The organism is Mycolicibacterium smegmatis, from assembly GCF_001457595.1.
Classification (GTDB): Bacteria; Actinomycetota; Actinomycetes; order Mycobacteriales; family Mycobacteriaceae; genus Mycobacterium; species Mycobacterium smegmatis.
Genome location: NZ_LN831039.1, coordinates 2,064,434 through 2,077,832, shown reverse-complemented (window position 1 = coordinate 2,077,832; position 13,399 = coordinate 2,064,434). Strand labels below are relative to the sequence as shown.

The following is a 13,399-nucleotide window of genomic DNA, read 5'->3' as shown; positions in this document are numbered from 1 at the left end:
TGCCCTCAGGCGGATTCCACCGTCACACCGAAGCCGACCCGGCGCACGTCGGCGGCACCGATCTCGACGTAGGCGATCTTGGCGGTCTGCACCAGGAAGCGACGGCCCTTCTCGTCGGTCAGCGCGAGCACACCGGTTCCCGAGCTCAAGGCGTCGGTGAACTGCTGCTCCACCTCGGTCGGCGACTGCGCGCTGTTGAAGGTCAGCTCACGCGGGCTGTCCGTGACACCGATCTTGACCTCCACGCTGGACCCCTTCTCTATCTCTGCTTGGACTGCGTGTCCGTTTCCTTCAGCAGGCTAGTGGACGCGGGGACCCCCGTGCGCCCTGGCGTCGGCCCGTCGGGTTCGCGCTCAGCGAAGCCGTCCCGCGGCGCGGCCACGGCCACGCGATCGCGCCCCGTTCCGTGGCCGATATCGCGCCGATATCTATGCGACCGAACCGAAGCCGGACCGTGACCAACACGCGCGCCTGTGAACCTCATACGCCACATCAGCCTCAGTAGCATCGGCAGCGACATTGGACGAGACGACTGGGATAGCCGCAATGACCAGGCCTTATTCGCCGTATGACACCGCAACGACCAACCGCCACGGGGATCACGCACCCGAGCCCGGCAGCTACCACGGCAGCCAGGGGTACGGGTACGGGTCCGGTTACGGCCGCGGGGCGTACGCCGGTGACTATCAGGACTACGACGACTACGTGCGCGCCGAGGGCGGCAACGGTGGTTTCGACGACGGCTATGACGACCCCGACATCGAGTTCTACGAAGAGCCCCTCGACCGCCGCTGGATCTGGGTCGCCGGGGTGGCGGGCGCGATCCTGCTGGTCGCGGTCATCTGCACCGTGGTGATCCTCGGGGGAGGCGACAGCGGGTCGGTGTCGGCCACCGTCGCCGACCCGACGCAGACCAGCCAGCCGGCCACCACCGCGCCGCAGGACGCGTCGTCGACACCGCGCCCGGTGCCGCCGGTGGCACCGTCACTGTCGCCCGAGACCGTCACCACGGTCACCCCGTCGCCGACAGCACCGGCAGCCACGGCCGAGCCCGCACCCGTCGCGCCCCCGGCCGAGGCCGCGCCGCCGCCTGCCGTCAATCCCCGGGCGGTGACCTACACGGTGACCGGCAACCGCCAGCTCATCGACCTGGTGACGATCGTCTACACCGACGAGCGCGGCGCGCTGCAGACCGACATCAACGTCGCACTGCCGTGGACCAAGACCGTCGTGCTGGATCCGGGTGTCGAGCTCAAGTCGGTGACCGCGACCAGCGTCGCGGGTCAGCTCAACTGCTCGATCACCGACGCGGCGGGCAACGTCCTGGTGAACCAGGCCAACAACACGATGATCGCGACCTGCACGCAGTAGCTCCGGTCAGGCCAGGCCGAGTTCCTGCATGCGGCGCTGGTGGGTCTCCTGCAGCCGGCCGAAGAACTCGGCCAGCTGCGTGAGACCTTCACCACTGGAGATCACGAGGTCGGCCAGCTCGTCGTGATCGGCCAGCACGTACTGGGCCTGCGTGACGGCCTCACCGAGCAGGCGACGCGCCCACAGCGCCAGCCGGTGGCGCTGGCGGTCGCTGGCGGTCACCGCGGCGTGGACCTCGGCGACGACGAACTGCGAGTGTTCGGTCTCCGACAGCACGGCGCGCACCACCGAGGCGACCTCCTCGGGCAGCGCGTGCGAGATCTCCAGATAGAAGTCCGCGGCCAGCGCGTCGCCGATATAGGTCTTCACCAACGCCTCCAGCCATGTGCTGGGGGTGGTCATCCGGTGATAGTTGTCGAGCGCGGGCGCGTACTTGGTCATCGCATCGGCGACGTCGACTCCCCTGTGCTGCAACGCATCTCGCAGCAGCTCGAAATGGCCCATCTCGGCGGCGGCCATGCTGGCCATGTTGATCCGGCCGCGCAGATTCGGTGCCATCCGCGCTTCGTCGGTGAGCCGGTAGAACGCGGCGACCTCGCCATAGGCGAGCACCGCAAACAACTCGTTGACCCCGGGATGATCGGCGGTCACGCCTGAGGCGACCGGGTCGGCAATCCCTTCGGCGGCGGGCTGAGGCGCATTCATGGGGCCAACTGTAGACGCCGAATCAGGAGGCCACCCGCACGGCAAATCGTGGTTATCAGGTGGACCAGCTACAATGGCTTGTGGTAACGGCTTCGAGCCGACCGCTGAGTGCAATATGTGTGCCTGGTGAGCCGCCCGAAACCGCTACCAGGAAATGTGCGTGCACGCAGTTGGCCCGCCCCAAGCGCTGGGCCCACGGATCGGCAGCGCCGCTTTACCGGGCGAACCCGACCGTTTCACAGTCGAAACTCGTGTGCGCTGGATGCCCCATGAGGTTTGACAGTGAAAGGCTATCTCCTCCGCATATGACGCAACTCAATCACTCGTTTGCCGAACTCGGCGTTCGTGACGAAATCGTCCGCGCACTCGCAGAGAACGGCATTGAGCACCCCTTTGCCATTCAAGAACTCACCCTTCCCCTGGCGCTGGCAGGCGACGATCTCATCGGCCAGGCCCGCACCGGCATGGGCAAGACCTACGCCTTCGGCGTGCCGCTGCTGCACCGGGTCTCCTCGGATGAGAACCGCCCACTGACCGGTGCGCCGCGCGCCCTGGTCGTGGTGCCCACGCGTGAGCTCTGCCTGCAGGTCTACAACGACCTGGCGGGCGCCGCCAAGCACCTGCCCACCAACGACGGCCGCAAGTTCACCGTGACGTCGATCTACGGCGGACGTCCCTACGAGCCCCAGATCGAGGCGCTGCGCAAGGGCGTCGACGTCGTCGTCGGCACCCCGGGCCGTCTGCTCGACCTGGCCCAGCAGGGCCACCTGCAGCTGGGCGGGCTTTCGGTGCTGGTCCTCGACGAGGCCGACGAGATGCTCGACCTGGGCTTCTTGCCCGATATCGAGCGCATCCTGCAGCTGACCCCGGACTCACGCCAGGCGATGCTGTTCTCGGCCACCATGCCCGACCCGATCATCACGCTGGCTCGCACCTTCATGAACCAGCCGACGCACATCCGCGCCGAGGCCCCGCACTCGGCCGCCACGCACGACACCACCGCGCAGTACGCCTACCGCGCCCACGCGCTGGACAAGGTCGAGCTGGTGAGCCGGATCCTGCAGGCCCGCGGCCGCGGCGCGACCATGGTCTTCACGCGCACCAAGCGCACCGCGCAGAAGGTGTCCGACGAGCTCGCCGAGCGCGGCTTCAAGGTCGGCGCCGTACACGGTGACCTCGGCCAGGGCGCCCGTGAGAAAGCCCTCAAGTCGTTCCGCACCGGCGAGATCGACGTGCTGGTGGCCACCGATGTGGCCGCGCGCGGCATCGACATCGACGACGTCACGCATGTCATCAACTACCAGTGCCCCGAGGACGAGCAGGCCTACGTGCACCGCATCGGCCGCACGGGCCGCGCAGGCAAGACCGGCGTCGCGATCACGCTGGTCGACTGGGACGAGCTGGCCCGCTGGGAGATGATCGACAAGGCGCTCAACCTGGGCAACCCGGATCCGGCCGAGACGTACTCGAGCTCGCCGCACCTCTACGAAGATCTCGACATCCCCACCGATGCGACCGGCACCGTCGGGAAACCCGCGAAGCGCGCCACCAAAGCTTCCGACGAGGACGAGCACCGCATCTCCTCGGCCGATCGCCCGGCCCGCACCCGGACCCGTTCCCGTCGGCGCACCCGTGGCGGCAAGCCGCTGACCGGTCACCCCGAGTCGCATCCCGAGGCGCATCCGGAGTCGGCGTCGGCCGCTCCTGAGGACACCGAGGCCGCACCGGCCGGCGAGTCCGAGGCCGGCGAGCAGACCACGCGTCGTCGCCGTCGTCGCCGCCCGCGCAAGACCGAAGCAGCCACCGCAGGCTGACCGAACCACCAATCGATGGTCAAACCCGAGCGCCGCACCCGCGGCGACATCGTCGCGGCCGCAGTGATCGTCGTGGTCGTCGCCGTCGCGGCCGGCCTCATCTGGTGGACCAGTGACGCGCGGGCGACGCTGAGTCGTCCCGCCGCGGCACCGGTCCCCTACCTGACCCCCGCCGCCGAGGTACCCGCGGGCCTGCACGAGATGTGGACGGCCCCGAGCCCCAAGACCACGGCGCCGGTCGTGGCAGGCGGCGCGGTGGTGACCGGCGACGGGCGCACGGTCGACGGTCGCGACCCCATCAGCGGCGCGGTGCTGTGGACCTATGCCCGCGACGCCGACCTGTGTGGCGTCACCTCGGTCTACTCGTACGCCGTCGCGGTCTACCCCGACGTGCGCGGCTGCGGTCAGGTCAGCACGATCGACGGCAGGACCGGCATGCGTGGCCCGGCCCGCACGGCCTTCGCCGATCCCGAGGTCAAGCTCTCCACCGACGGCGTGACCGTGCTGTCCGGCGGGGACAGTCGCCTCGAGCTGTGGCGCTCGGACATGGTCCGGATGCTCAGCTACGGCGCGCTCGACGCCAGGATCAAACCCGACGTCCCGGCGTCGCCGGTGTGCAGGCAGCTGTCGGCCGCGGCGAGTTCGTCGGCGGTGTCGGTGATCGAGTCCTGCCCCAAGACCGACGAGGTCCGGCTGACGCTGCTGCGGCCCGCCGACGAGGAGGACACCCCGGATCTGCGGTACGTCGAATTGCCCGGCGTCACCGACGAATCCGGCGCGCAGGTGATCGCGGTGTCGGACACCACGACCGCGATCTACGTGCCCACCCCGGAACCCAAGGTCGACGTCATCGACGAGACCGGCGCGACGGTGGCCAGCACGATTCTGCCCAAACCCGCTGCGCCGCAATCGACCACGACACGCGCCGGTGACCTCGTCACGTGGTGGACCGGCGACTCGGTGATGGTGTTCGACGCCGCCGGACTGCGCTACAAGTACACGGTCAGCCCGGCCGGACCGCACGCGCCCGTCGGGCCCGCGACCGCGATGGCGGGAAAACTGCTGGTGCCCGTCGACGACGGCTACGACGTGTTCGATCCGGAGACCGGCACCGGCGACCGGCACATCTCGCTGCCCCGCACCCCGAGCGTGTCACCGGTCGTGCCCGCCGTGGCCGGGTCGATCGTGCTCGAACAACGCGGCACCGAACTCGTGGCCCTCGGCGCCGCTTAGGTTTTCACGCGTCAGCCGAGGTCGATGACGACGACGGTGGTGTTGTCGCTGCCGCCGGCGTCGTTGGCGACCTCGACGAGCCGGCGCACCGCGACCTGCGGATCGGGCGACGTCGCGGCATCGACGATCAGCGCCTCGTCCGCCGCGGCGAACAGCCCGTCGCTGCTGATGAGCAGCCGGTCCCCGGGCCCGCAGTCGATGCCGAACACGTCGGGGCCGATGTGCGGGCCGATCCCGAGCGCACGCGTCAGCAGGTGCCGCTGCGGGTGCCACCTGGCCTCGTGGCGCGTGATCTCCCCCATCCGGACCAGTTCACCGGCGACGCTGTGATCGTCGGTCAGCTGCTCCATGTGGCCGTCACGGATCCGGTACAGCGGCGAGTCACCGATGTTGACCACGAGCGGCCCACCCTGCCCGGTTTCGAAGACGGCCACCGCGGTGAGCGTGGTGCCCGACACCGTGGGCTCGTCGCCGAGCAGTTCGAAAACCCGGAGATTGGCCTGCTGGACCGCCTCCAGCAGGCCGTCGCGGTCAGGTGCCGCGGCGAATCCGGCGGACAGTGTCTTTAGCGCCGTCGCGCTCGCATGGTGACCACGCGCGCCGAAGCCGTCGGCCACGGCGTAGAGGATGCCGTCGGCCAGGCACGCGTCCTGGTTGTTCTCACGCACCGGCCCTTGGTCGGTGGCCGTGGCCGCACTCAACACCGATGCCATGGAAATCCGAGCCCTTACACGACCTCTGGGGTGAACGTGGGCATCTTCCTGCCGGACTTCCAGTGCCGCAGCAGCGCGTCGGCGAACTCGCGATAGGCGATGGCGCCTTTGCTCTTGCGCCCGGCAAGCACCGAGGATCCCGACGCACTGGCCTCGGCGAACCGCACCGTGCGCGGAATCGGCGGCGCCAGCACGGGAAGCTCGTAGCGGTCGGCGACATCGAGCAACACGTCGCGGCTGTGCGTGGTGCGTGAGTCGTACAGCGTGGGCAGCGCCCCCAGCAGTTTCAGGTCCGGGTTGGTGATCTGCTGCACGTCGGAGATGGTGCGCAGGAACTGGCCGACACCGCGGTGGGCCAGTGTCTCGCACTGCAGCGGCACGATCACGTCGTGCGCTGCGGTGAGCCCGTTGAGCGTGAGCACACCCAGCGAGGGCGGGCAGTCGATGATCACGACGTCGAAGTCGCCATCGAGTTTGGCCAGCGCGCGCTTGAGCGCATACTCCCTCCCGGCCCGCATCAAGAGCATGGCCTCGGCGCCGGCCAGATCGATGTTGGCCGGCAGCAGCGTCATCCCCTCGTCGGTGCGGACCAGCGCGGCACTGGGCTCGACGTCGCCGAGCAGCACCTCGTGTACCGACACGGGCAGCTTGTCGGGATCGTGGCCCAGCGAGAACGTCAGACAGCCCTGCGGGTCCAGGTCGACGAGCAGCACCCGGCGCCCCTGCTCGGTGAGCGCCGCGCCGATGGACGCCACAGTCGTCGTCTTGGCTACCCCACCCTTTTGATTGGCGACCGCTAATACTCGCGTCACAGCCCCATCCAAGCACGCTCTGGGCGACCTTGGCCCGCCGTGGGGCAGAATCGCCGGTGTGAGCGTCCAGCAGCACCGCCTTTTGTTGCTCCGGCACGGCGAGACCGAATGGTCGGCCAGCGGCAGGCACACCGGCCGCACCGACCTCGATCTCACCGAGGCCGGCCGTGAGCAGGCCAAGCTGGCCGCCGAACCGCTCGCCGAACTGCAGTTGCGCGACCCGCTGGTGTTCAGCAGCCCGCGCCGCCGGGCCCTGGTCACCGCCGAACTGGCCGGTCTGACCGTCGCCGAAGAGCTTCCGTTGCTCGCGGAGTGGGACTACGGCAACTACGAGGGCCTCACCACGGCGCAGATCCGGGAAACCGAGCCGGACTGGCTGGTGTGGAAGCACGGCTGCCCGGGCGGCGAGAGTGTCGAGGAGGTGGGCGAGCGTGCCGACCGGGCCGTGGCGCTGGCACTGGAGTACCTCGAAGACCGTGACGTGGTGTTCGTCGGGCACGGGCACTTCTCCCGCGCCGTCCTGGCCCGCTGGGTGGAACTGCCTGTGACACATGGCATCCGGATATCCATGGTGCCCGCATCGATCGGCGTGTGCGGGTTCGAGCACGGCGTGCGCCAGATCTCGGCTCTTGGCCTGACCGGCCACCCCAACCCGTGTCTGCCCCAGTGAGCGCGCCGTCGTTCGTCTTCGCGGGCCCGTCTGGTGTGCTGATCGGCGAGGGCGTGCAGACAGGCTTCGCCACGATCGCCGGCGCCAGGGCGGCCCTGACGTCGGGCGCGGCGGACCTCGTCGTCGGGGCGCTGCCGTTCGACCTGACCGGGCCCGCGGCGCTGCACGCCCCGGCTTCTGCGCGGGTCGCCGGCGCGCTGCCCGACTGGCCGACGGGCACTCCACCGGTGCTGCGTACGCGCGAGACGCTGCCGTCGGGTGATGTGCACCGCGAGCGGGTGGCCGAAGCGGTGCGCCGGTTGCGCGACGCGGACACGCCGCTGGACAAGGTCGTGCTGGCCCGCGCACTGCGGTTGACCGCCGAAGCCCCGTGGGATCCCCGCACGGTGCTGCGCCGACTCGCCGACGCGGACCCGGCGGCCACGGTGTACCTGGCGGATCTGAGCCCGGCAGGCGATCCGCACACCGGTACCGTGCTGGTGGGCGCGAGCCCCGAGTTGCTGGTCGCCCGCGACGGCGACGAGGTGATCTGCCGCCCGTTCGCCGGTTCGGCACCACGATCGGCCGATTTGGAGACCGACCGGGCGAACGCCGCCGCGCTGGCCGCCTCCGGCAAGAACCGCCACGAGCACGAACTGGTGGTCGACGTCATGCGCAAGGCGCTCGACCCGTTGTGCGTCGACCTGCAGATCGCCGCGCAGCCCGAACTGCACGCGACCGACGCGCTGTGGCACCTGAGCACACCGATCCGTGGCCGGTTGCGCGACAAGGCGATCACCGCAATCGATCTCGCCGTCGCGCTGCATCCCACACCGGCCGTCGGCGGCGTCCCCACCGACCTGGCCGCCTCCCTCATCACCGAACTCGAAGGCGACCGCGGCTTCTACGCGGGTGCCGTCGGCTGGTGCGACAGCGCGGGCAACGGCCGCTGGGTGGTGTCGATCCGGTGCGCCGTACTGTCCGCCGACCGCCGCGTCGCGCTCGCGAATGCCGGGGGCGGCATCGTCGCCGAATCCGATCCCGACGACGAAGTCGACGAGACCACAACCAAATTCCGCACGATACTGACAGGGCTGGGAGTGCAATGACCGAACTGATCCGCCGGGCCCGTCCGGGCGACGAGGTCGAGATCACCGCGATGATCCGCGAACTCGCCGAGTTCGAACACGCCTCCGACGAGTGCACGGTCACCGAAGAGCAGTTGCACACAGCGCTTTTCGGAGACAAGCCGGTGGCCTACGCCCACGTCGTCGAGGTGGACGGTCAGGCCGCCGCGACCGCGGTGTGGTTCCTGAACTTCTCCACGTGGGACGGTGTCGCCGGGATCTACCTGGAGGACCTGTTCGTGCGCCCGGCGTTCCGCAGGCGCGGCATCGCGCGGAAACTGTTGGCGACGTTGGCCCGCGAGTGCGTCGACAACGGCTACTCGCGGTTGCAGTGGGCGGTGCTGAACTGGAACGTCAACGCGATCGCGCTGTACGACGCCGTCGGCGGCAAGCCGCAGACGCAGTGGACCACCTACCGCGTGTCCGGGCGGGAGCTCACCGCCCTCGCCGCGGAGTGATCCGGCTCAGTCCCGGTGCGTGAGCCATTCCACCGTCGACGGTGTGAACAGCAGCACCAGCGTGCCGACCGCGAGCAGGCCCAGCAGTACGCCGTAGACGATGTGGTGCGAGGTGATGACGTACCAGGCGACCGGTAGCAGCAGCAGATTGGCGATCACGGCAATGCCGCGCCCCCAACGCCTTCCGGTGATCAAGGCCCATCCGCCGACCAGGACACCGCCGCCGATGAGGATGAACCACAGCGCGGTGCCCCAGCCGTTGACGATCTGCTGATCGGCCCCGCCGATCGCACGCACCAACAGCACGACGGCCACCACCAGCGCCGCGACACCCTCTGCGGCCGTGAGGAAACCGGCGTAACGCACACCGGGTGGCTGAACCATCACACCCGCCCCACCAGGTAGCGCACCGCGTACTCGTAACCCGCCGCGCCGGCGCCGCAGATCACCATCTCGGCCACCGCCGAGACATACGAGTGATGCCGGAACTCCTCGCGTCGGTGAATGTTGCTCAGGTGCACCTCTGCCACGGGAAGCTCCACCGAGGTCAGTGCGTCCGCGATCGCCACCGAGGTGTGGCTGTAGGCAGCGGGATTGATGATGATGCCCGCACAGTCGGTTCGGGCGGCCTGGATGGCGTCGACCAGGGCCCCCTCGTGGTTGCTCTGCACCGCGCGCACCTCGAACCCGAACTCGGCGGCCAGCGCGGTCACCGACTGTTCGATGTCGGCCAGCGTCGTGGTGCCGTAGATCTCGGGCTGCCGGGTGCCGAGCAGGTTCAGGTTCGGTCCGTTCACGAGCAGCAATCGGCGTTCGGTCACCTCCGTACGGTACCGACGCACGTGTGTCTGCACTGCAAGGACGCCCGCTCGGAAGGCGCCGTCTGGGAAACTGACCCGGTGTCGAACGGTGAGCGTTGCCCCTGCGGGAGCGGCGACGACTACGACGACTGCTGTGGACCGCTGCACCGCGGTGAGCGTGCCGCGGAGACCGCGCAGGCCCTGATGCGGTCGCGCTACAGCGCGTTCGCGGTCGGCGACGCGGCCTATCTGCTGACCAGTTGGCATCCGGCGAGCCGGCCCCGTGAGTTGACGCTCGACGACGCCGTGGCCTGGCGGCGCCTGCAGATCGTCGACACCGAGGCGGGCGGACGTGACGATGACCACGGGGTGGTGGAGTTCCGCGCGCAGTACGTCACCGGCGGAGGGCGCCGCATCCTGCACGAACGCAGCCGATTCGAACGTGTGGACGGCGCGTGGGTCTACGTCGACGGGGATCTGCTGGACTGATTCGTTGGGCCGGCGCCGCTGCACACCCCGATAGGCTGGTTCCCCGTGCGCGCTGTGCTGATCGTCAACCCGAATGCGACCTCGACGACCGCGGCGGGGCGCGACCTGCTGGCACATGCGCTGGAAAGCCGCGTCAGCCTGACCGTCGCGCACACCGATCATCGTGGTCACGCGATCGAGATCGCCCGCGAGGCGACCCGTGACGGCGTGGACGTGCTGATCGTGCACGGCGGCGACGGCACGGTCAACGAAGTCGTCAACGGTGTGCTCGGTGAATGCGGCTCGCGTCCCGACGCCGATTCGGCACCCGCGGTGTCGGTGGTGCCCGGGGGTTCGGCGAACGTCTTCGCCCGCGCCCTCGGCATCAGCCCGGACCCCATCGACGCCACCAACCAACTCGTCGACCTGCTCAGCGACTACCACAACGGCAACGACTGGCGGCGCATCGGCCTGATGGACTGCGGTGAGCGCTGGGCGGTGTTCACCGCGGGCATGGGTGTCGACGGTGACGTCGTGGCCGCGGTGGAGGCGCAGCGGGCCAAGGGCCGCAAGGTGACCGCGGGCCGCTACATCCGCGTCGCGGTGCGCGAGGTGCTGGCCAGCGTGCGCAAGGAGCCCTCGCTCACGCTGCACCTGCCCGGCAGGGAGCCGGTGCCGGGCGTGCATTTCGCGTTCGTGTCCAACTCCAGTCCGTGGACGTACGCCAATTCTCGGCCGGTGTGGACCAACCCGGACACGACGTTCGAGACGGGACTCGGGGTGTTTGCGACGACCAGCATGAACGTGTGGTCGAACCTGCGCCTCGTCCGGCAGATGCTCTCGCGGAAACCGCGCGTCGAAGGCAAGCATCTGATCCGCGACGACGACGTGCCTACGGTCACAGTGACCAGCGACACGCCTGTCGCGTGCCAGATCGACGGAGATTACGTCGGCCTGCGCGAAACCATGTCTTTCACTGCGGTTCCGGCGGCGCTGAAGGTGGTCGCCCCACCGTGTTCACGCCCCTGACCTGCGCAGACGTACATCACACGCTTAATCGAGGGCGTAGGTAGGTATCACTGTAGTACAACGGAACAAGTGGTCGGTTACCCGACCCAGGTAGTGACATTGCCCACGTGTTAACTCACTGCTATTGACATCTGTCGAGCGTGTGAAAACATCAGATGCAACAGTGCAGAAACATTTGTGTGCACGCGTTAACAGCCGAGAAAAAATTCGCGCGCTTTGCCGCGCGCCCGATTAGGAGTTAGATCACATGGATTGGCGCCACAAGGCGGTCTGTCGCGACGAGGATCCGGAGCTGTTCTTCCCGGTGGGAAACAGTGGGCCGGCCCTTGCCCAGATCGCTGACGCGAAGCTGGTGTGCAACCGGTGCCCGGTGACCACCGAGTGCCTGAGCTGGGCTTTGGAGTCGGGCCAGGACGCCGGCGTGTGGGGCGGCATGAGCGAGGACGAGCGCCGTGCACTCAAGCGTCGCAACGCGCGCACCAAGGCGCGCACCGGAGTCTGAGCTCTCAGATACCCGAAGTCAGGGCCTCGGCGAATTTCGCCGAGGCCCTAACTCATTTCTGGACAATTTCAACAGTGAATTCACGTAATCGTGATCACATTTCATTTTGACGCGGCCGCATAATGGCGTGCAGAACACCGAATGCCATCAATCAATGGCACCGGTGACGGCTACTGCGCGCCCCGGCTGCGCCTGCCGATCGGCACCCGCAACACCACATCGGTTCCGCCGCTCGGCACGTCGTGCATGCCCAGAGAGCCGTCCAGTTCGGCCGTCACGAGCGTCCTGACGATCTGCAGACCCAACCGGTCGGACTTCTCCAAACTGAAGCCCACGGGCAGCCCACGGCCGTCGTCGTGCACCACGACGTCGAGCCAGCGCGCCGATCGCTCGGCCTTGATGGTGACGCAGCCCTGTTCGGTCTTGGCGTCGAAGGCGTGCTCGATGGCGTTCTGCACAAGTTCGGTGATGACCATGATCAGCGCGGTGGCGCGGTCGGCGTCGAGCACACCCAGGTTGCCGACCCGGTTGATCCGTATCGGGGTGTCCACCGAGGCGACGTCGTTCATGATCGGCAGGATGCGGTCGACGACCTGGTCGAGATTGACCTCTTCGTCGACCGACATCGACAACGCGTCGTGCACCAACGCGATCGAGGTGACCCGGCGCACCGATTCGATCAGCGCCTCGCGGGCCTCTTCGTTGCTCGTGCGGCGCGCCTGCAGGCGCAGCAACGCGGCGACGGTCTGCAGGTTGTTCTTCACCCGGTGATGAATCTCCCGGATGGTCGCATCCTTGCTCAGCAGCGCGCGGTCGCGGCGCTTGACCTCGGTGACGTCGCGGATGAGCACCGCGGCGCCCAGCGACTTGCCGCCGGCGACCAGCGGCAGGGTGCGCAGCAGGATCGCGGCGCCGTTGGCGTCCACCTCCATGCGCATGCTGGAACCGCCCGCGAGCGAGTCGCGGATGTGGTTGGCCAGCTCCTGGGCCTCGAACGGGTCGGAGATCAGCGGCCGCGTGATCGCGACCAGGTTGTGCCCGTCGAGTTCGGAGTTCAGTCCCATGCGGTGATAGGCCGAGATCGCGTTGGGACTCGCGAAGACGACCTCACCGCCCTCGTTGAGCCGGATGAACCCGTCGCCGACGCGCGGACTCGACCGCGACATCGCGAGATCGCCGATGTTCGGGAAGGTGCCCTCGGCGAGCATGTGCAGCAGGTCGTTGGCGCAGTCGAGGTAGGCGCCTTCGAGGGGGCTGGTCAGCCGCCGCTCGGCGAGCGCGGTCTGATGCGTCAGCACCGCGACCACCTGGCCCTGGTGGCGCACCGGGACCGCCTCGACGTCGAGTCCGGGCCTGGTACGGGAGCCCTGCCCGGCCTTGTCGCTGCCCCGGCCGATCGCGCCGGACTCGAAGGCCATGGTGACGACGGGAAGGTCGTCGGGGCCGGCCAGCTTGCCCACGGAATCTGCCAGCAGGACCGTCGGGGCCGTGTTGGGACGGATCTGCGCGACGCACACCAGCACACCGTCGTCGCGACGCACCCACATCAGATAGTCGGCGAACGACAGATCCGACAGCATCTGCCACTCCCCGACCACCGCGTGCAGATGGTCGACGGCAGAGCCGGGCAGCATGGTGTGCTCAGCGAGCAGATCACCGAGGGTCGACATCAGAGCGCCCCTTCACACGCAGGCCCTCCCGCACGCTCGGGCGCGTGG

The 13,399-nt window shown here is 68.6% G+C and carries 16 protein-coding genes; 9 read left to right on the top strand and 7 right to left on the bottom strand.

Going from position 1 to position 13,399, the window contains the following annotated elements:
• Positions 1 to 5: 5 nt before the first annotated feature.
• Positions 6 to 245 carry a DUF3107 domain-containing protein gene (locus AT701_RS09865; RefSeq protein WP_003893314.1) on the bottom strand — a complete coding sequence of 80 codons (240 nt, stop codon included), beginning with the start codon at positions 243 to 245 and terminating at the stop codon, positions 6 to 8.
• A gap of 301 nt (positions 246 to 546) precedes the next feature.
• On the opposite strand from AT701_RS09865, the gene AT701_RS09860 reads away from it, so the two are divergent.
• Positions 547 to 1,371: an MmpS family transport accessory protein gene (locus AT701_RS09860; protein ID WP_058125740.1), complete on the top strand. Its 825-nt coding sequence runs from the start codon at positions 547 to 549 to the stop codon at positions 1,369 to 1,371.
• Between the two features lie 6 nt (positions 1,372 to 1,377).
• On the opposite strand, the gene AT701_RS09855 is transcribed toward AT701_RS09860, so the two are convergent.
• Positions 1,378 to 2,076 carry a ferritin-like fold-containing protein gene (locus AT701_RS09855; protein ID WP_011728021.1) on the bottom strand — a complete coding sequence of 233 codons (699 nt, stop codon included), beginning with the start codon at positions 2,074 to 2,076 and terminating at the stop codon, positions 1,378 to 1,380.
• 305 nt (positions 2,077 to 2,381) lie between these two features.
• Here AT701_RS09855 and AT701_RS09850 point away from each other — a divergent pair, with 305 nt between their 5' ends.
• Together AT701_RS09850 and AT701_RS09845 are read left to right on the top strand one after the other, a co-directional pair.
• Positions 2,382 to 3,890 (top strand): DEAD/DEAH box helicase, encoded by a 1,509-nt coding sequence (locus AT701_RS09850; RefSeq protein WP_011728020.1) that lies wholly within the window; start codon positions 2,382 to 2,384, stop codon positions 3,888 to 3,890.
• 15 nt (positions 3,891 to 3,905) lie between these two features.
• Positions 3,906 to 5,123, top strand: coding sequence for an Rv3212 family protein (locus AT701_RS09845; RefSeq protein ID WP_011728019.1), 1,218 nt, complete (start codon positions 3,906 to 3,908; stop codon positions 5,121 to 5,123).
• 11 nt (positions 5,124 to 5,134) lie between these two features.
• Here the strand turns inward: AT701_RS09845 and AT701_RS09840 are convergent, their stop codons facing one another.
• On the bottom strand, positions 5,135 to 5,836 hold the full coding sequence (locus tag AT701_RS09840) for a PP2C family protein-serine/threonine phosphatase (RefSeq protein ID WP_058125739.1): 702 nt from the start codon (positions 5,834 to 5,836) through the stop codon (positions 5,135 to 5,137).
• Positions 5,837 to 5,850: 14 nt separating this feature from the next.
• On the bottom strand, positions 5,851 to 6,648 hold the full coding sequence (locus AT701_RS09835) for a ParA family protein (RefSeq protein WP_011728017.1): 798 nt from the start codon (positions 6,646 to 6,648) through the stop codon (positions 5,851 to 5,853).
• Between the two features lie 58 nt (positions 6,649 to 6,706).
• Between AT701_RS09835 and AT701_RS09830 the strand changes: the two genes are divergently transcribed.
• Genes AT701_RS09830 through AT701_RS09820 form a run of 3 tightly spaced genes read left to right on the top strand, consistent with a single transcriptional unit; the run spans position 6,707 to position 8,882 of the window.
• Positions 6,707 to 7,318 carry an acid phosphatase gene (locus AT701_RS09830; RefSeq protein ID WP_011728016.1) on the top strand — a complete coding sequence of 204 codons (612 nt, stop codon included), beginning with the start codon at positions 6,707 to 6,709 and terminating at the stop codon, positions 7,316 to 7,318.
• Complete coding sequence (locus AT701_RS09825; protein WP_011728015.1) at positions 7,315 to 8,406, top strand: isochorismate synthase; 1,092 nt, start codon at positions 7,315 to 7,317, stop codon at positions 8,404 to 8,406. The genes AT701_RS09830 and AT701_RS09825 overlap by 4 nt, the downstream gene beginning before the upstream one ends.
• Positions 8,403 to 8,882 carry a GNAT family N-acetyltransferase gene (locus AT701_RS09820; protein ID WP_011728014.1) on the top strand — a complete coding sequence of 160 codons (480 nt, stop codon included), beginning with the start codon at positions 8,403 to 8,405 and terminating at the stop codon, positions 8,880 to 8,882. Before AT701_RS09825 ends, AT701_RS09820 begins: the two co-directional genes overlap by 4 nt.
• Before the next feature lie 6 nt (positions 8,883 to 8,888).
• Here AT701_RS09820 and AT701_RS09815 read toward each other — a convergent pair whose 3' ends face one another.
• Together AT701_RS09815 and aroQ are read right to left on the bottom strand one after the other, a co-directional pair.
• Positions 8,889 to 9,266, bottom strand: a complete 378-nt coding sequence (locus AT701_RS09815; protein WP_174519578.1) for a hypothetical protein — start codon at positions 9,264 to 9,266, stop codon at positions 8,889 to 8,891.
• Positions 9,266 to 9,703, bottom strand: a complete 438-nt coding sequence (gene aroQ / locus AT701_RS09810; RefSeq protein WP_036452924.1) for a type II 3-dehydroquinate dehydratase — start codon at positions 9,701 to 9,703, stop codon at positions 9,266 to 9,268. Before aroQ ends, AT701_RS09815 begins: the two co-directional genes overlap by 1 nt.
• Before the next feature lie 78 nt (positions 9,704 to 9,781).
• On the opposite strand from aroQ, the gene AT701_RS09805 reads away from it, so the two are divergent.
• The 3 genes from AT701_RS09805 (at position 9,782) to whiB1 (ending at position 11,681) form a co-directional block, all read left to right on the top strand.
• Complete coding sequence (locus tag AT701_RS09805; protein ID WP_003893302.1) at positions 9,782 to 10,171, top strand: YchJ family protein; 390 nt, start codon at positions 9,782 to 9,784, stop codon at positions 10,169 to 10,171.
• 45 nt (positions 10,172 to 10,216) lie between these two features.
• On the top strand, positions 10,217 to 11,179 hold the full coding sequence (locus AT701_RS09800; RefSeq protein ID WP_058125737.1) for a diacylglycerol/lipid kinase family protein: 963 nt from the start codon (positions 10,217 to 10,219) through the stop codon (positions 11,177 to 11,179).
• A 247-nt stretch (positions 11,180 to 11,426) separates the two neighbouring features.
• Positions 11,427 to 11,681: a transcriptional regulator WhiB1 gene (whiB1, locus tag AT701_RS09795; RefSeq protein WP_003893300.1), complete on the top strand. Its 255-nt coding sequence runs from the start codon at positions 11,427 to 11,429 to the stop codon at positions 11,679 to 11,681.
• Positions 11,682 to 11,851: 170 nt separating this feature from the next.
• Here whiB1 and AT701_RS09790 read toward each other — a convergent pair whose 3' ends face one another.
• Complete coding sequence (locus AT701_RS09790; protein WP_011728009.1) at positions 11,852 to 13,351, bottom strand: two-component system sensor histidine kinase PdtaS; 1,500 nt, start codon at positions 13,349 to 13,351, stop codon at positions 11,852 to 11,854.
• Positions 13,352 to 13,399 lie beyond the last annotated feature (48 nt).